The following is an 18,131-nucleotide window of genomic DNA, read 5'->3' as shown; positions in this document are numbered from 1 at the left end:
GCTTTACTCACTTAAATCCTTGCCCGTCAAAAGGCACTTTTTACATTTTGTGTTTTTCGAGAAATGATGATACAAAAAAATCACCATAGCAAATGCCAAGGCACATAAATAAAAACCGTAGCCCGCTAAGGGCTGCAGGAAGGATTCTATGAGTAAATCGAATCCGATTAAATAATAAAAGAAGCGCTCATAAGAATTAATAAAATCCTTCCTGAAAAAGCGGATGAGTCCACACCAAACGACAAAAATAACGAGACCAGAATAAATGACATATGACTCAGCTAACACTTTCCATAAATGAAAGCTACCTAAATACATGAGTACAAAAATAAGGTTTTTTAGATTCATCTATTAGTCTTTTTCATCAAACAAAGGTTTATAAAAGTGACAGTAAGGTTTTTCGCCCTTTTTCAAGTAATAGTCTTGATGATAATCTTCTGCAGGCCAAAACTCACTTGCCGAGATTAAGTCTGTTGCGGGTCTATAGCCTTTAGATTTCAATTGTGCAATCAATTTTTCAATCGTACGCTTCTCTTCATCATTCCCATAGAATACCGCGGGTAAATACTGTGAGCCAATATCGTTCCCCTGACCATTAGCTTGTTCAGGGTTGTGAGTATTAAAATACATTTTAGCAATACTTTCGTAATTGACGATTCGATTATCATAAGTCACTTCAACGGCTTCATAATGACCCGTACTGCCTGTACATACGTCTTCATAACTAGGATCACTAACTTGACCACCAATATAACCGCTTCGTGTACTGATAACTCCAGGAATACTCCTCATCCAATAATCCGTCCCCCAGAAACAACCGGAGGCGAAAATAGCTTTGCTAAGACCTTGTTTGGAAATAAATTTTATGGCGAGTGAGTTCACACAATGGCGTGTATCTTTGGGAGTAAACTCCTCCCCTTTGAAAACGTGACCTAAATGCCCCTCACAAGTCGCACAAATAATTTCTTCACGCGTAAAATCCGATTGAATGACTACAGCTCCTTTCACAAAATCATCAAAACTCGGCCAGCCCGAACCCGAATCGAATTTACTTTCAGATTTAAATAGAATTGAATCGCATTGACGACAAGTATAAACGCCTTTGTCATAGTGTTTATTATACTCACCTGAAAAAGGCCTCTCAGTCCCTTTCTCCAAGAGCACATGAGCTTCTGCTTTACTTAACTCATTATATTTTAAGTGTGTTTTTGTGGGAGTATCACTACAGGAGAAAAGCATCAGTGAAAGCAAGAGCATTATACAGCGCAAAATAGAATCCTTAGTTTCTCTTAAATTTATCCCTCTCGTCTAATAACTCAAATCTCTCCTTTGAGGCTAGCTATAAGCTGAAGGCCTGAGCTAAGTTTAGAAGAATTAGCTAGTCGTGTAATCTCGGCATTCTTTTAGCCATTCAGGATTTTTCAACAAAAAATATAAACCTTGTTGATGTACGAATTTTTTCACTACATTTTTCATCCGTGAAGGCGGTAAGAAAAAACGGCATGAGGCCTCCCTTAACAAGCCTGTTTCATCTCCTTTCTTTTCAGCTAAATAACTTTTCTTCACGAGCTCAAGTTCATTTTCTCCTTTAAGGGATAAAAATAAGTAGGGATAAAAAACATTGAGCCGAATCTCTCTTTGACGAGATTCTCCCACCAAAGAAATCGCCTTACTTAACTTTTTTGAGAAACAAGTAAAGGACTCCATTAAATCATCTCCTTGGTAATAGCTTTCCAAGCTCGTAATATTTTCAGCTAAATCATTAAGAAATATTTCTAAATTCCAATTAATATTTTTTAAGAATAGTGTAGCTCCCGCTAAACGTCTTTCAGGCGTATTCTGTGGTCGTACTCGGCGACTCCAATTAATCTCCGCTTGATAGGTCGACCTAAACTTAGCCCACGCATTCCATTTTTTTTGATGCCAGGCTTTTAAGTCTTCATGCACTTCACTTTGACTTGAGTCTTTTAATAAGGATGATTCACCCCATAAAATCGCTTCTGGGTCATCACATTCTTGCAATCGTTTCAAGCTAATAGATTTAGCTAAAATCAAAAAAGCTTGGCGATTCTGAGTATAGCCAAAAGCCTCCATCAAATCTTGATAAATAGCTTGCTCGACTCCATAAACTTTGATTTGTTCCTCTAGATGGGATGCTTTTTGCGCTAAACGTAAAAAAGCCATTTTCTCTAAAAAGCTTTTCATTTGTTCATCACTTAAAGATGAAAATTCTATCACCCCTTCCACGGGTTTATGCTTGGCTTGCTGAGAATAATTTTGATAGCGCTCTTCCAAGTCACATAAGCTCATTGAACAAATTTCATCCATTAATAATAAGCTTTTACCACTGGGGTCATCTTTAGCGCTATTTTGCCAAACTGCATGTAAAATCACATTATCATATCGGGGATCATTTTGATGACCATGACATAGCCAATCTTGAGGCGAAAAGTGGATTTCCACATCACCTGAAATTTCTTTTCCATCAATAATTAAATGCGCATTTAAAAAATCGGGGCCCGCGCCTGTATTCCATTTCCCGGGGTAAATGACCTCGATTTTTTCAGCTTGTTGACTAATGAGCTTTCTACAAAAATCTTGTTCATTCCAGAGTGCCTGTAGATACACTTCTTTTATTTCAGTCTCGTTCACTTGCATATACTTCTCCTTTATCCATCTACTTAAAAAGTAGGAGATTAAGAAAAGCTAAGCAAGTTTTTTAATTGAAAATATCAATAAACATTTCAATTGCCGAACCGAGAAAACCCCCATTACGTTCATAACGCTGGTTTGACATATCAAACTCGTGACTTGAAGGCGTCCTTTTTATTTTTTGCTTGGGAGTACTTGCCTTAACATTCTCATCAAGAATCTTTCCTCCAGCTCGTTTCCATTCAATCAGGTGGCGAATTTCGCCAGGCTCAAAAAAGAGGCCATGATCATGGCATATGTCAACGACTACGGCACTTTTCGCACCAAAGAGTTGCTTATTCATCAGTTGCTGACATACCGGACAAGGAATATAGGCTTTGCGATCTCCGCTCTCAACGGCTAATTCACATAAATTCTGGAGGCGCTGACGATTAATCGAAAGAGGATCTTTGCCATACATCTCTAGCATCAGTTCCACTTCGCCATTATCAAAAAATAAACTATGACAAGCATTACACTTTTCTATCTGTAAAGACTTCGAAGTCGCGCCTACATCAATCGTTTCCATTATGCTCTTACAAAGTGAGCACTTACGTTGACTCATTTGTGTCTGAGCACCGACTTTTTCATAAGAATTAAAATCGACAAAATTGCGTGTTTCGCAATACGTACATACGGAATTATTCGGAGGGAGTGCGGCTCCACAATTTTGACAATTCGACATGAAAAAAATCCCTCATCCTTTATTTAATAAATGACTGCGTAATAAGACTAAATTAATGGCATTCCAGTTAAAGTATAGTGAATCATTGACCAACCCGCAAAGCCGCCAAAGTTGGTATCATCGATCACCATATCAAAAACAGGCTTCCTTCCCCCTATTTCACCACGAAAATCAAACTCGGAGGGAACTTCATTAATACCCGCAAGTGGGATTTCTCGCTCTTTAAACCATGCCACTGCATCGCTTAAGTACTGGGCCGAAGGATCTCCTAAGCTATCTTCTCGGCAAGTCCATAAAATAAGTCTGTGCTCACGTAAAGCTAAAGATCTTAACGCCAATGCAGCACCAGGCATATCACGACCAATTTCTGGATATTTATGTTCAACACAAGTACCATCAAAGTCTATGCCTATTGTCAAAGGCCTCTTGGGTATATCTATAACAACTGCACTTGTTGTATTGCGCCTAAATAAATTTATCATAATTATCTATAATAGCTTTAGCTTAAACAATCAAGGTAATTTTTAATTGTTGTCTCCATACCTTGGTACAACATTTCTGAAATCAAGGCATGACCAATGGAGACTTCCGCTAAGCCAGGAAGGTTATTTCTTAGGTAAGTTAAGTTCTCTTGATTTAAATCATGACCAGCGTTCACTACCAGGCCTAATTCAACCGCTCTTGCGGCAGCTGCAAAGTACCCTGCAAAAGTTCTATCAAATGCATCTGTACCATAAGTTTCTGCATAAGCTTGAGTATAAAGTTCAATTCGATCTGTACCCGTTTTCATTGCAAAATTTACTTGTACTGGATCAGGATTAAGAAAAATACTAACGCGAATCCCCTCTGCTTTTAAACGTGCCACTACGGATTCTAGGAAATCCATATTTTTTTCGCAGTCCCAACCTGAATCAGAAGTCAACGCACCTGGCGGATCGGGAACAAGAGTACACTGATCCGGCTTCGCTTCACATACCATCTGCAAAAAATCTTCCGAGGGATAACCTTCTACATTAAGTTCGACATCAATATTTTTTTTAAGCTCAGTCACATCCGAATAAAGAGCATGCCGTCCATCTGGACGAGGATGTAGGGTTATCCCCTGTGCACCATGTTTTATTAGATCTTTGCTAAACTGAAGAACATTGGGTTCATCACAGCCTCGCGAATTTCTCAACAAGGCAATTTTATTTATATTCACGCTTAGGGCAGTCATAATTTTCCTAAAATTAAATTTCTTTGTGCGCTTTAAGAAAAGCATTAATTTGAATTTCTGAACGCTGCCAAATATTCTTACGGCGGATTTTTAAAGTGGGCGTTAGAGTGCCATCTTCTGGACTAAATGGGGTTAAAGACAAAAGCCCCTTGGGTTTTTGAAAATTGGCTAAATCTGAACAAATCGCAGCCATTTTCTTCGCAATCATTTTATCATCTAAATCTTCGTCAACTTTATTAATCAAGGCATAAATATTTTTACAGTTATCCCCTATCATCATCACTTCATTAACTTCATCTAATTCTCTAATCAAATCTTCTATATGCTCAGGGTGAACTTTTTCTCCGCCGCGTAAGACAATTAAATTCGAAGCGCGACCACTCAGATAAAGGAAGCCATCCGTAACTTTCCCCATATCACCTGTATGAAGCCAGCCATTATTCAAAGTTTTTGCACTCGTATCAGAGTATTTCCAATAGCCCTGCATCACGCAATCGCCTTTGACTAATAGTTCTCCTTCTAAATCTTTACCCTTTTCTCCTGCGGCATTAAGAAAAGTCCAATCCCCACCATAGGCTGGATCCAACCATGAAAGCATCGTTCCCGAACTTCCTGTACGTGAAAAACCAGGGGTATTACATGAAATCACGGGTGATGATTCTGTTAAGCCATAACCTTGATAAACAGGCATATTTATATCACGGAAAAAATCTTGTAAATCAGCTGCAATTGGCGCGCCACCAGAAACAAAGAAACGTAAGTCTCCGCCCAACATTAATCCAATTTGCTTGAGTATAGTCTGTTCTTGCTTGAGGCGCTTAAGGCGTAAACGTGGATCGGGATTCTTCAGCCCATTCGCATTGAAAAAGCTTTCTCCGGTAATTAAACAGTCATTGAATACTTGGGCAATAGCTTCGCCTTTGCCTTCAATACCTTTAAATATTTGATCGCGATACATCGCTAACATTCTCGGCACGGCCATGACAATACTTGGCTTCCAAGTAGCGAGATTTTTTGAGAAATCTTTCATGTCACGTGCGAAAATTAAACTGGCTTGTAAAAAACAGATCATCACGATTTCTGTTGACAGGGCAAAACTATGCCAATACGGCAGTAATGACGCCACTTTATCAGCCTCAGTAACGGGAAGTTTATCTGCAGCCGAAATTCCATTGACCATAAGATTTCGATGACTTAAAATAACGCCCTTAGGACGACCAGTAGAACCCGAAGTATATATCAAAGCCGCTGTTTGATCATAACAATCAGGAGCTTCTTGATCACATTTCCCAAGGCTTTTCTTTAATGCCTTAAAACTCAGAGGAATTAAATCACTACAGCTCGATACCTTCTCAATAAAAGCATCATGAGCAAAGATCATTTTGGGCTCGGCATCTGCTAAAATAAAACTGACTTCGTCACTGCCTAAACCTTCACTCACAGGAACGATTATCGCGCCTAATTGCCACAAAGCGTAGTACAAAATAACTTGTTCGTAACACTTGGGAGCGATGATAGCCACACGGTCACCAAGCCTTATATCATATTCAACTTTAAGTACTTGACTTTGTTCTTGCACTAAGTGCAGAGTCTCATTATAAGTGATCGTTTTGCGTTCTTCAGTTCCGTCAGGAACATTGAGAAATACATTATCACCTGCTTCTTTTGCAGAAAAATTTAAAATATCATAAAGATTATTCATTAGAACGAAACCTTTATATCTCCACCCAACTGAATGGGTTCAGCAATCAGTTTCAAGCCTTCTTCTTGGCCCCATTCACGATCCCATGTTTTCATAAGTAATGGTAAAGTAGGCTCACCCCAAGAGTTAAAATCTATAATCATCACATCCGCAGTAGAAGTGAAATATATATCGACCACATAATCTTGCTCATTAATATACTTTTTGATTTCTTGAACAAAATCAAGACCTTTTTGCCAGTAAAGTTCACGACGCGCTTCTAAACGTTTAAAATGACGTTCTAAATGGCGCTGACTCATGGCTTTCAGATCACCTGATTTGACAAACAAGCGAAATTCTCTCGTCTTATCCATACGACGATAAGGACGCACCGTAATCGTCTTTTCGCCTGCTTCAAGTGCCTGCTTAACTTTGTCACTTTCGAAGAAAGTTTTCAAGGCTAATTTACCGCTTTTAAGTGACTTTCCTTTCTGAAAATTCGATGAATCCGTAGGCATACATGAGTCCAGCCCTACCACACAAGATCCAGGTAAGGAAGCAATTGCTCGCGTAATGCGTTCCTCTAAACTTGCCAGTGAACTAGAATCTTTTATGGCCGTACATTCTTCCGGATTTAAAGCCAAGAATACAGTTGGAAAGGTCAAGTGACCTAAAAAAGGATACCACTCGGAAATTTTGTTCATTTCTATTTACGTTTATTTTTCTTTCTAGCAGCTTTTTGTTGCTGACGTTTTTTCTTTTTATCATCTTTCGTAGGGGCTTTTCCTCGAGTCGCACTCATACCGGGTACGCCTGGTACAAAAGCTTGCTCACCACGAGTCACTTTACCCATCATTTCACGGGCCATCTGAAAACGTTTTAATAGTTGAGAAACATCACTTGCATCAGCTCCAGCACCTTTCGCAATACGATTGCGGCGAGACATGTTAATGAGCTCAGGCTGTTGCTTTTCTACTTCTGTCATTGAAGATATTAGAGCTTCGATTTTCCCAACTTGTTTCTCATCAAAATTGACCATATCTTTCATCGCTTTACCACCAGGGATAAAATCGAGGATACGACCGAAGCCACCCATTTTCTTGAGCATACTTAATTGGCCAACAAAATCATTTAGATCAAAAGTATTTTTACGCATTTTCTCTTCAATGCGCGCAGACTCATCTTCTTCGAGGTGCATTTCTGCTTCACGGACGAGCTGAACAATATCACCCATGCCAAGAATTCGAGATGCCATACCTTCTGGACGGAATTTTTCTAAGTCCGTTACTTTCTCACCTGAAGTGATGAATTTAATAGGCTTGCCAGTCACTTTTCTCATGGAAAGTGCCGCACCACCGCGAGCATCACCATCGAGTTTTGTTAAGACAATTCCGCTAATATTTAAAGCCTTATCAAAGTGTGTCGCTACCGAGACGGCTTCTTGACCTAAAGCTGCATCTGCTGTAAGGAGAATTTCACCTGGCTGAAAACGTTCTTTAACTCGAATGAGTTCTTGTACCATGTCTTGATCAATCTGAAGACGTCCCGCCATATCCAAGATAACAATGTCTTGCCCTTCAGATTTAGCAGTGTTTATGGCATTTTGAGCGATTTGAACAACATCAGGTGTACTGCGATCAGAGAAAACTGGTACATTGATACTTTCGCCGAGTGCCTCTAATTGGTCAATAGCGGCAGGACGGTAAACATCACATGCTGCTAAAAGAACCTTTTTCTTTTGGTTCTTATAAAAATTTGCGAGTTTCGCACATGTTGTGGTTTTACCCGCACCATGTAAACCAACCATCATGATAATGGCGGGTTTGCCACTAACATCGACTTCGGCTTCTTCTGTACCCATCAAGCGAGTCAGCTCTTCGTGAACAACTTTGACAACTTGTTCACTTGGTTTAACACTTTTTAGAACTTTCTCACCTAAACATTGGCGGGTAACTTCTCCGACAAAATCATTAACGGTATCGTAATGAACATCCGCAGACAAAAGTGCCAAACGCACCTGTTCCATGGCTTCTTTTACATTGTTCTCTGTTAGTACAGATTTACCTGTAATTGTTTTGAATGTGTTTGCTAGTGCATCACTAAGATTGTTAAACATTGAATCTCCTTAAAATTTACTTACCACTCGGTGAGGACGTGGCGTCCATCTGAGGTGACTAAAATTGTGTGTTCAAATTGAGCTGAAAGGCTTCCATCTAAAGTCCTAAAATAGGTGATATTCGAATTAGGAATTTGGAAAGTTTCATAACGGTGGCTAGTTGCATTTATCATGGGCTCTACTGTAAGACAAGTATTTTCCATAATCCGTGGACCTGTGCCTTTTGGGCCCATTGCAGGGACAAACGGATCTAGATGAAAAGCTTTGCCAATACCATGTCCACCAATATCTCTTACCGGAAAGTAACCATAGGATTTAGCAACTTTTTCAGATGCCGCACCAATATCGTGGGTTCTTGCTTTGGCTTTCACCTGATCAATACCTGCATACATAGATTCTTGCGCTGCTTGTGTGATACGCTTAGCTTCATCACTAACGTCTCCCACAAAAAAAGTTCTTGAGGTATCTCCAAAAAATCCTTCTTTTATCAAAGTAACATCAACATTAATGATATCGCCATTATTAAGCACCTCTCCCTCTTTAGGAACACCGTGACAAACTACATCATTAATGCTCGTACAAATTGACTTGGGAAAGCCATGGTAATTTAAGGGCGCACTTAGGCAGCCTTTTGATAAAGTGAATTCATGAACTGCGTCATTAATTTCCTGACTAGTCACACCTGGCTTGACCATCTTACCCGCCATTTGTAACGCTTCCGCAGCCAAACGACATACAGCTTCCATCTTTTTGATTTCGTCCAATGTCATTTTCTTGGGTTTTCTACTCAAAAGAGAAACTCCTGATAATCTGTAGTTTAAAATATTTTATGAAAGTTTGTAGAGTATACCCACTCGTGCTTTTTTTCCATTCAAGCACACGCTAATCAACTTAAAAAATTGTGGCCTTTTTCATTCCTTTTCAATAAGATAGTCAAATAAAGGCTTTTTCGATGCAGTTTTCATATCTCTATTTTCATTCAAAAAATAAAAAAACCATGAATATTCTATTTTTAAGGGCTCATTTTTTTACATAAAAATTGCTTTTATAGGTGATATAAATGTAAATTCTTATAATAGCAATTAGCTAGGTTTAATAAGTGAGCTTGACATGACTAATAAATTTAAATCCGTATTCACCCCCCCTCTTTCACGAGTTTTCATTAATGCCGAAAATAAAAAGGGTGGACCACTCAGCCTCAATGAGGTACTCTCCATCAAAAATAGTGCTGTCGTGGTTATTATTAAAAAAGGTCTAGAACAAAATATCCCTGGTGATCAAGATGAGCACGATATTGACCCTGAAAACTGCTGGCATGACTGGCAGCTTCTTCGACGTTCGCTAGGCTATAAACCAGATTTAGATCCCGATTTCAATAATTCATTTAATTTGAGTTACGAAGATCTGCATATGCAGGCCACCATTCACACCGCACAAAAAAGTCTTTATGAACTGCGTCAACTGATAGCAACTGAAGAGCATGCAAAAGCCGTCTTAAAGTACACACTCAGTGATCATGAATCAAAAACTCATACATGGCTCTCGCTGCAAAATGTTTCAGAAACAGGCTTCAATGCTCAAGTCATCAATCTACCCCCTGGTTTTAGCGATCACGAAATTGGCGAAACTATTTACCTCCGTGACTCAGAAGTTCTCGACTGGATGGTTAATGTTGATGGATATATTTATGGTGCCTATTCATTAAAAGAACTTAGACAAAGCATGAATAAAGAAGAGAAAAATGATTTCGATAAACAGTTAGGTGTCCTGCAATACATGGAATAAGATCTGAGCTATTAATCCGACATTGAATTAGAGTGAGATGATGACCTTTAATTGGGCTCATAGATTCAATCTCTATTGTCGCCAAATTAATAGTAGCCTGTCGGGCCTTGAGCTTCCTTGCGAAAAAGTATGTGAATAAAGACGGTTTTTGTCCGACATGAGGCGGACATTTGACCTATTTAACGATTTTCGGGCAATAACTCGGTAAAAAACTCGGCGAAACTCAACAATCTTGGTGTCGAACAGAGAGAAGTCCGACAGGCTGCTAAGACAAGTTTTGATAGTTTTTACTCAATCACCCTTCTGATTCATTTGAAAAAGCCTTCCAAAGAGCTTTCTATTATCAGTATTCTTTTCTTTACAACTAGGCTTACTCATGACTGATCAATGGATTACCAGAAAGACTCTTCTCTTACGAGCGGTCGACCCCGATGATGAATCGGCCTGGAAAGAATTTATCGATTACTATGGCCGCTTCATTTATTTCATCATTTTAAAAATGGGCGTGAACAAGTCGAGTTCAGATGATGTCGCACAACAGATAGTCCTTAAACTCTGGAAAAAGATCAATACCTACGACAGCTCAAAAGGTAGTTTTCGCCCTTGGCTCAGCACGGTCATACGCAACTCTGTTAACGAGCATTACCGTAAAGAAAATAGACGTCAAGAACACGCCTTCTTCGAAGGAGAAGAAAATCAAATTTGCGACAAAAACGATCTAGACCTCATGATTCAAAGCGAGTGGGAAAACTACCTCACCGACGAAGCCATCAAACGAGTTAAAGAAGTCTTCTCTGGCAAAGCAGTCGAAGCCTTTTTAATGAGCTTAGACGGACTTTCAAACACTCAAATCGCCGAAAAACTCGACATCGCTATTCCTTCCGTAAAAGTGCTCAAAGCTAGAGTTAAGTCATGCTTTATTAGCGAAATGCGCAAACTCACTAGAAGCATGGAACGATCATGAGTGAGCAAGACATTTCAGCACGTTCTAAAAAACTCCTCGACCTCTTTGAGGATAATGATGAAATCGTAGAAGGCGAAGAACTGCCCCCACTCTATCAAGAACTTTTAGAAAATAATCAGCGTTATTGTAAAGAATCTTTTGTTGCCGAAGGCGGCATGAAACGCATTTCGAAAGTCTATGACCAACTTACCAAAAGAAATGTCGCCATGGCACGGCTCATAAAAAGAGCCTCTCAAGAACTTTATGACCCCTTCATTCGTGAGGCTCACCTTACTGCTTTGCTTACTCACCCCAATATAATACCCGTCTACGATGTGGGAATTGGCCCCATGGGCGCACCTTTTTTTACCATGGAGTTGAAAGAAGGCGACTCATTAAAAAAAATAATTAATAAACTTAAAGACGAGCATCCTGGCTACACACAAAAATATTCCCAAGAAGTCTTACTCAACATCTTTTTAAAAATTTGTGATGCCATCGCTTATGCCCATTCACATAAAGTTGTTCATCTCGATTTAAAACCGGACAACATTCAGGTCGGAAATTTCGGCGAAGTACTCGTCTGCGATTGGGGCCTGGGAAAAGTCATTGGTTCTAAGGACTTTGATAGCTTCGATGGCCTCATGTTTAACCCAGACTTCCTCAACAACATAACTCACCAAGGGGAAATCAAAGGCACTCCTGGCTTTATGGCTCCGGAACAAATCCATAGGGAAGATGACATAACTGAAGCAGCTGACATCTATGCCTTAGGTTGCCTGCTTTACACTATTCTTTTTTTTGAATCCCCATTTGATGATGGCTCAGATAAACAAATCATACAGAATAACCTTGAAGGGAAGTTTGATTTTCCAAACCAAGGCATCTCAGATGGTTTAAAATCCATTATATATAAGGCCATGAAGTTCAATAGCTACGAACGCTATCAAAGTGTGGATTTAATTCGAAAAGATATTCAAAAATATTTATTGGGCTTCTCACCTTCCGCAGACAAGCCCTCTTTTTTACGTCAAGCCAAACTCCTTTACCGCCGTAATAAAGCCCAATGCCACATCGTCTTATCATTTATTATCATCATTGCTGTTTTGACAACAGTCTACTTCTTAAATATTGAAGAACGCCGTAAAGAAGCAGAAATAGCAAGAGAACTAGCAGAGAAAAAACAATTACAGCTTCAAACTGAAAAAGAACGCACGGATCAAGCTTTGGCTCTTTTAGAAAAAGAACGCGAATGGCGCAATCACGTTATCCACGACCACTCAAACCGCTTAGAGAGTGATGTATTAAGCTACCTCTTCCACTCTTCACTCGACAAAGACCCCACGGAACACATGGAAAGAACTTTCCTTTATTTAGATAGACTTATTGAAGCGGACCCCAACAATAAAAAACTTTATTCTAAGCGGGCGCGGGCTCACTTCATGATACAAAACTTCAGTCAATCCAAGCGTGATTTTGATATAGCCCAAGCAACAGATACAAAAAATACCGAAATACAAAAACTCAGTGAAAAATACTCGAATCTCATTCCAGAGGGTCAAAAAATACCCGAGAACTTAATTCCTGATTTTACCAAAGATCTTACCGCACTCAGAGACCATTATGTTAAATATAAAGTTCTCAATTGTTATCTCATAACCAAGCCTAGCCTCAATGACAAATTAAGTTTTATCCAAAATCTCATTCAGGCTTCAAACCCAAACTGGGACCATGAAAACTTCAAATACCACTCAGAAGTCAAAGCTTTAGAGATAAGTGGTAAAAACTTAAAGAACATTGGCTACACATTCGGAAACCCCAGAACTAGGATGAAAGTAACTCAAACTTACTTTAATTTCCTCCCCATTAATTATTTGAAAATCATGGGCATGAAAAAATTCCCTCAGCACTTTGAATCCATTGGTGTATCCGATCTCGACCTAAGCCTTTCACCCATAAGTATCACTCAAGAAGTTCTGAACATGAAGCAGCTCAAAAACCTCATCCTTTCAGAAAAGCAATTTAAAGAAATACAAAAATTAAAAATCCCTTCTAACCTTCACGTCTCCATAAACAATTTTTGAGTTTTTTTCATTTATCTTAAAATAAACTGTTAACCCGACACACATTCGGTCATAAACCTTTATTGAACTTATTAATAATTTTGATAAAATTAGGATTCTGAATGAAAAAACATCTTTACGCTCTCTTCACCTTACTCTTGGCGAGCCCTGCTCTACCCGCCGCAGAAGCCTCGCATGATTTCAAAGGTGAAATCAAACCCCTTCTAGAAAAGTTTTGTATTCGCTGTCATGGCGTAAAAAAACAGAAAGGTGAAGTTCGCTTAGATATACTAGATCCCGATATCATCAACGGTAAAGACGGCGAAAAATGGCATGCCGCTCTCGACGTTATTAACACCGCGGACATGCCCCCTGATGACGTTAAACAACCTTCTGATGCAGAACGCAGAAAAATTGTTGATTGGATGACTGGCAACCTCAAACTCGCCAAAGAAAAGAAGCGCGGCGAGGCAAAGACGGTAGTTCGCCGCCTTACCAAAGATCAATATAATAACTCACTCCAAAAACTTCTTGGTCTCTCGATTGACTTCAGCAACACTCTTCCTCCCGAAGCTAAATCCCACATGGGCTTCACTAACGCGGGTGAGAGCATGACGATTTCTCCACTGCATATTGAGTATTATCAAAAAATTGCGCGCAATGCTTTAGATAAAGCTATTGGGCCAAAAGAAAAACCTGCGGTGAGTAAATACCGTTTGGATTTCGCTCAAAACGCCAGTAAAAAAGTGTATGCCAAAATCGGTGGCTACCAATCGATTAACCTCGACGGTAAAAACTACAAAATCTCGATACTCGATGAAAACGACAAAGTTTTAACCGATAATGAAATTGCTCCTAATGGCTTAAAAGTAGAAGAGATCAAAAAAAATATCATGGTCGGCTTCCGTGGCTCAGATGATCGTAGTCGTTGGGGTATGGTCGAGGATGGCATGGTCATGCATGGGTCTGTTCCACATGTTGAAAAAGCACCTAAGTCATGGCAGGGAGCTAACCCCAACCTGAAAATGCTCATCCGCAAAGACTTCCCCTCTGAAGGTGATTTTGTCTTCCGTGTGACGGCTAGCAATTCTCTACCTATTCCAGTCAGCGAATTCTTCCTCAATAAAACTAATCAAAAATCCAAAGCCCATCCAACGGCAGGCGATGGCACACAAACATTCAAAGCAAAAGACTTTAGAATGATTAAAAACTTTAAACTCGACGGCAACAAGTTAGTTGCTGACGACCGCGGATCCGTCTCTACTGCTAACGTACAAGTTAATATCCCTAAAGACGGCTACTACCATTTTAATATTACTCGAAAGCCCATCAGTGAAAAAGAGAAAAAAAGCAACTTCGCTTTTAATCTTAACAATTACTATATCCTCCAACACTTTCATCATAAAAATGAGAAAAATGAGGGAAATGTTGCCGATGTGATCTCAATCAAGGGCTCAGAGAATAAAAAGGTGAATTCACTATTGATTCAAATTCCAGGTAAAAAGCGTACCATCAACTTAATGGAATTAGAAATCTATGGTCCTAAAAACAAAAAAATTGAAAATGCTCTAATCACTATGAGTTCTACGTACGACGATAGTATGGGACCTAAAACCCTGATGGATGGCAATAAGAAAAATTTGACTCATACACTACTAAACAAAGATAATCCTTGGATTAAAATAGAATTCAATAAGCCCCAAATAATAGAGTCTTTAAAGGTATATAACCGCATAGGCTACGAAAAACGTTTTTATGGTGCCGAATTCTCATATTATCAAGGTCAACGCCTTGTCCTTAAACGAGCATTAGATGATAACAAACATAAACCTACACTCATCAATTCAACTGTAGCTTTTGGTAAACTAAAATCTGGCACCTACACCCTTAACCTCAAAGCCAATGATTTTGTAGAATTTCATGAATTAAGTATTATCCCCGCAAGTGATAAAACAGGCGATATTCGAGCAAAAGAAAACACTTATAATAAATACCTTGCTAGCAAAGAAAAATACAAAAACATCTCCGGTTCTTTACAAGCTTTCTTAGGAACACGTGCAGATGACGGTATGGATCACAAGCTATATGATGGATCAAAAGCCTTTAATTCACCTATTGGTAAATCACAAACACAAGTATTTAAAGGGCGCTTAGAGAACCTGCCTGTTCCAGTTATTAACCCCAATACAAAAAACCCGCTAGCCAACATTATGATTTTGGGTATATATAATGATCACTTGGTCAAAGATAAAGACCTCTCAGGCCCACCTGTGAAAATTGAACGCTTAGAATTTGAAGCCCCTTACATACCCCAGTGGCCCATGCTCTCCTATAAAAACATTTTCTTTGACTCAAAAAATAAAGCCAACAAAGATCTTTATACTAAGGAAGTCATAAGTAAATTCATTAATCGCGCCTTCCGCAAAAAAGTGGATGCGCATACAATTAATATTTACTATAACTTCTGGAAATCAATCAAAGCTGAATTCCCACGTTACGAAGATGGTGTGAAAGAAGCTTTGGTCGCCGTACTCTGCTCACCTGAATTCCTTTTTATGGCTGAACCCAAGCAGGAATCAAAAGGGACACCAAGAGTTAATGAATTCCAACTCGCCAATCGTTTATCTTATTTCCTTTGGAATCAACCACCAGATAAACGCCTTCTTGATCTCGCTTATTCCTTTCGCTTATCCACTAATTTGGACAAAGAAATCGACCGCATGGTTCAAGATCCAAAGAGCGATCAATTCATCGAAACTTTCTCTCGTGAATGGTTGCGCATGGATCGCCTCGAAAGCATCAGTACCGATTTCAAGAAGTACCAAAATTATAATCGTTTTGTAAAAGCGGACATGGCAAAAGAAACCCGTACTTTCTTAACTCACGTCCTTAAAAACAACATGAGTATTGAAAATTTCATCGACTCGGACTTCGCTATGCTCAACCAAAACTTAGCTGAATTCTATGGTATCAAAGGCGTGCAAGGAACGAATTTCCGTCCTGTTAAACTGAAGCCAGAGTACAATCGCGGCGGCCTTATTACCCAAGCAAGCTTCTTGACCGGTCACTCAGACGGCAACCAAGCCCACCCGATCAAACGTGGTGTCTGGCTAATGGAAAAACTTCTGGATGATGAGCCCCCACCCCCACCGCCAAATGTACCTGCACTCGATGCCGATGAACCCAGCTTCAAAGGTTTAACTATTAAACAACAACTCGAATTGCACCGCGAAAAATCTTCATGTATTGACTGTCACTTGAAAATTGACCCTTGGGGCGTTGTCTTCGAAAACTACGATGCCGTTGGTAAATTCAATGCCAAAGCTGACTCAAAAACAGAACTCCTTGACGGAACAAAACTCAATGGCATCAATGAACTCAAAAAATACATCAAAGAAAACAAGCAAGAAAATGTGACTCGCGCCGTTACAAAACACCTCTTAGCCTACTCGCTAGGGCGCGACCTATCCTACATGGACAATGAAGATATTGACCAAATCGTTCACAAGACAATGGAGCAAAAATATGGCTTTAAAGACCTTGTTAAAAACATTATTTCTCACGATATTTTTACTAGAAGATAAGGAAACAGAAAAATGAGCAAAAAATCCTGGCATTTAGATCGACGTACTTTCCTCCGCGGCACAGGCGTAGCCTGCGCACTTCCTTATTTGGAAGCCATGAGTGCTACCAAACCTAAAGGCGAAGATCCCAAGCGCATGTGCTTCCTCTACTTCCCCAATGGCGCCTGTGAACCTGGTAAAATTAAAGAAGAAACTAAAAAATACCGTTTCTTCCCTGATCAAGAAGGCCGTGATTACAAAAATAATCACTCGCTTGAGCCTCTCAATGACTTCAGAGATGACATGACGATCCTCGGTGGGCTCTCGCACCCACGTTCACGTCAATTACTGGGTCATATTGCGGGCGATACTTGGTTAACGGGTGGCGATGTTCGCAACACTTACAAGAATAATATTTCTATTGACCAAGTAGCTGCCGGCCACATTGGCAAAGATTCCCGCTACCCCTCATTTGCACTCTCCGCAGATGGTGGCGTAGGTTATAAATCACGTGTCACTTCACTCTCTTTTAACTCCATTGGTAACGCCATTCCTACTGAGCATCGTCATAGAGAGATTTTTGAGCGTTACTTTAATCCCACTGGTGGTGGTTCTACGGAAGCACGACGCAAGGAACTTCAACGCGGTCGTAAAATTGTTGACCTCGTTTATGGCAATAGTAAAGAACTTCAGCGGAAGCTTGGTAAAGGTGATCAAGACAAAATGGATCAATACCTCACTTCTCTTAATTCCGTTGAAAAACAAATTATTAAAAACGAAGAGTGGCTAGATATCCCACTCAAAAATGCTGATTTTAGTAAATTGAACTTCGATTTAGATCCAACAAAAAATGCTGAAACATACATACGTTCAATGTATGACCTCATTGTACTTGCTTATGAAATGGATCTAACACGTGTTGTCACTTATCAAATTGCTCGTGAAGATGGCATGGGCTTTGGCGAGAATTTCCCTAAACTTGCCTTAAATGCCAAGAAAGGTATTCATGGTATCTCTCATTCCAATGACGCCATGCTTTGGTCAAGCTGGGATAACTGGCTCTCTCAACAATACGCTTACTTCTTAGGTCGTATGAAAGAAGTCAAGGATGAGCATGGTTCAATCTTGGATAACACTCAAGTACTCTATGGTAGTTCACAAGCACACACACATAATGCTCGTAACCTGCCTCTCGTACTTGCTGGTGGTAAAAACATGGGAATCAAACATGGGTCTTACCAAAGATTTGAAGAAAAAACTCCTATGACTAACCTCTTTGTAAGCATGCTTAATGCTGCGGGCATCAAGCGCAGTAAATTCTCTGATAGCACGGGTAAGCTCCCAGGAGAAATTTTTAGCTAATTATCATATTTCTATCTCACTCAGGC

At 39.6% G+C, this 18,131-nt stretch carries 15 protein-coding genes; 5 read left to right on the top strand and 10 right to left on the bottom strand.

Features of this window, described 5'->3' with window-relative positions:
* Positions 1-3 precede the first annotated feature (3 nt).
* The 10 genes from PQO03_RS03740 to map all read right to left on the bottom strand — a co-directional run bounded on the left by PQO03_RS03740 (position 4) and on the right by map (position 9,180).
* Positions 4-348: a hypothetical protein gene (locus tag PQO03_RS03740; protein WP_274151226.1), complete on the bottom strand. Its 345-nt coding sequence runs from the start codon at positions 346-348 to the stop codon at positions 4-6.
* A 3-nt stretch (positions 349-351) separates the two neighbouring features.
* Entirely contained in the window at positions 352-1,269 is a 918-nt protein-coding gene (locus PQO03_RS03735; RefSeq protein ID WP_274151224.1) for a bifunctional methionine sulfoxide reductase B/A protein, read from the bottom strand.
* A 105-nt stretch (positions 1,270-1,374) separates the two neighbouring features.
* Positions 1,375-2,658 carry a DUF2851 family protein gene (locus PQO03_RS03730; protein ID WP_274151222.1) on the bottom strand — a complete coding sequence of 428 codons (1,284 nt, stop codon included), beginning with the start codon at positions 2,656-2,658 and terminating at the stop codon, positions 1,375-1,377.
* Between the two features lie 61 nt (positions 2,659-2,719).
* A complete protein-coding gene (locus PQO03_RS03725; RefSeq protein ID WP_274151221.1) occupies positions 2,720-3,376 on the bottom strand; it encodes a hypothetical protein in 657 nt (218 codons plus the stop codon).
* A 47-nt stretch (positions 3,377-3,423) separates the two neighbouring features.
* Positions 3,424-3,858: a hypothetical protein gene (locus PQO03_RS03720; RefSeq protein ID WP_274151219.1), complete on the bottom strand. Its 435-nt coding sequence runs from the start codon at positions 3,856-3,858 to the stop codon at positions 3,424-3,426.
* Between the two features lie 17 nt (positions 3,859-3,875).
* Positions 3,876-4,592, bottom strand: coding sequence for a pyridoxine 5'-phosphate synthase (locus PQO03_RS03715; RefSeq protein WP_274151218.1), 717 nt, complete (start codon positions 4,590-4,592; stop codon positions 3,876-3,878).
* 13 nt (positions 4,593-4,605) lie between these two features.
* Positions 4,606-6,294, bottom strand: coding sequence for an AMP-dependent synthetase/ligase (locus PQO03_RS03710; protein ID WP_274151217.1), 1,689 nt, complete (start codon positions 6,292-6,294; stop codon positions 4,606-4,608).
* Entirely contained in the window at positions 6,294-6,977 is a 684-nt protein-coding gene (locus PQO03_RS03705) for a cell division cycle protein 123 family protein (protein WP_274151215.1), read from the bottom strand. Before PQO03_RS03705 ends, PQO03_RS03710 begins: the two co-directional genes overlap by 1 nt.
* A gap of 2 nt (positions 6,978-6,979) precedes the next feature.
* Entirely contained in the window at positions 6,980-8,389 is a 1,410-nt protein-coding gene (ffh, locus tag PQO03_RS03700; protein ID WP_274151213.1) for a signal recognition particle protein, read from the bottom strand.
* A 20-nt stretch (positions 8,390-8,409) separates the two neighbouring features.
* Entirely contained in the window at positions 8,410-9,180 is a 771-nt protein-coding gene (gene map / locus PQO03_RS03695; protein ID WP_274151211.1) for a type I methionyl aminopeptidase, read from the bottom strand.
* A gap of 319 nt (positions 9,181-9,499) precedes the next feature.
* Between map and PQO03_RS03690 the strand changes: the two genes are divergently transcribed.
* From PQO03_RS03690 to PQO03_RS03670, 5 genes are all read left to right on the top strand, one after another.
* The gene (locus PQO03_RS03690) at positions 9,500-10,174 is read left to right on the top strand and encodes a DUF2314 domain-containing protein (RefSeq protein WP_274151209.1); all 675 of its coding nucleotides are present in this window, start codon (positions 9,500-9,502) and stop codon (positions 10,172-10,174) included.
* Between the two features lie 376 nt (positions 10,175-10,550).
* Positions 10,551-11,138, top strand: a complete 588-nt coding sequence (locus tag PQO03_RS03685; RefSeq protein WP_274151207.1) for an RNA polymerase sigma factor — start codon at positions 10,551-10,553, stop codon at positions 11,136-11,138.
* Complete coding sequence (locus PQO03_RS03680; protein ID WP_274151205.1) at positions 11,135-13,201, top strand: serine/threonine-protein kinase; 2,067 nt, start codon at positions 11,135-11,137, stop codon at positions 13,199-13,201. The genes PQO03_RS03685 and PQO03_RS03680 overlap by 4 nt, the downstream gene beginning before the upstream one ends.
* Before the next feature lie 101 nt (positions 13,202-13,302).
* Positions 13,303-16,764, top strand: coding sequence for a DUF1592 domain-containing protein (locus PQO03_RS03675; protein WP_274151204.1), 3,462 nt, complete (start codon positions 13,303-13,305; stop codon positions 16,762-16,764).
* Between the two features lie 12 nt (positions 16,765-16,776).
* Positions 16,777-18,105, top strand: coding sequence for a DUF1552 domain-containing protein (locus PQO03_RS03670; protein WP_274151202.1), 1,329 nt, complete (start codon positions 16,777-16,779; stop codon positions 18,103-18,105).
* Positions 18,106-18,131: the final 26 nt, after the last annotated feature.

Origin of the sequence: Lentisphaera profundi, from assembly GCF_028728065.1 — a bacterium.
Classification (GTDB): domain Bacteria; phylum Verrucomicrobiota; class Lentisphaeria; order Lentisphaerales; family Lentisphaeraceae; genus Lentisphaera; species Lentisphaera profundi.
The sequence above is the reverse complement of the archived record's forward strand: the minus strand, read 5'-3'. Positions and strand labels throughout refer to the sequence as shown.

Excerpts from the sequence above, each read along its gene's own strand:
- PQO03_RS03740 (WP_274151226.1), bottom strand. The coding sequence starts at position 348 with ATGAATCTAAAAAACCTTATTTTTGTACTCATGTATTTAGGTAGCTTT.
- PQO03_RS03730 (WP_274151222.1), bottom strand. The coding sequence starts at position 2,658 with ATGCAAGTGAACGAGACTGAAATAAAAGAAGTGTATCTACAGGCACTC.
- PQO03_RS03725 (WP_274151221.1), bottom strand. The coding sequence starts at position 3,376 with ATGTCGAATTGTCAAAATTGTGGAGCCGCACTCCCTCCGAATAATTCC.
- PQO03_RS03720 (WP_274151219.1), bottom strand. The coding sequence starts at position 3,858 with ATGATAAATTTATTTAGGCGCAATACAACAAGTGCAGTTGTTATAGAT.
- PQO03_RS03715 (WP_274151218.1), bottom strand. The coding sequence starts at position 4,592 with ATGACTGCCCTAAGCGTGAATATAAATAAAATTGCCTTGTTGAGAAAT.
- PQO03_RS03710 (WP_274151217.1), bottom strand. The coding sequence starts at position 6,294 with ATGAATAATCTTTATGATATTTTAAATTTTTCTGCAAAAGAAGCAGGT.
- PQO03_RS03705 (WP_274151215.1), bottom strand. The coding sequence starts at position 6,977 with ATGAACAAAATTTCCGAGTGGTATCCTTTTTTAGGTCACTTGACCTTT.
- ffh (WP_274151213.1), bottom strand. The coding sequence starts at position 8,389 with ATGTTTAACAATCTTAGTGATGCACTAGCAAACACATTCAAAACAATT.
- PQO03_RS03690 (WP_274151209.1), top strand. The coding sequence starts at position 9,500 with ATGACTAATAAATTTAAATCCGTATTCACCCCCCCTCTTTCACGAGTT.
- PQO03_RS03685 (WP_274151207.1), top strand. The coding sequence starts at position 10,551 with ATGACTGATCAATGGATTACCAGAAAGACTCTTCTCTTACGAGCGGTC.
- PQO03_RS03680 (WP_274151205.1), top strand. The coding sequence starts at position 11,135 with ATGAGTGAGCAAGACATTTCAGCACGTTCTAAAAAACTCCTCGACCTC.
- PQO03_RS03675 (WP_274151204.1), top strand. The coding sequence starts at position 13,303 with ATGAAAAAACATCTTTACGCTCTCTTCACCTTACTCTTGGCGAGCCCT.
- PQO03_RS03670 (WP_274151202.1), top strand. The coding sequence starts at position 16,777 with ATGAGCAAAAAATCCTGGCATTTAGATCGACGTACTTTCCTCCGCGGC.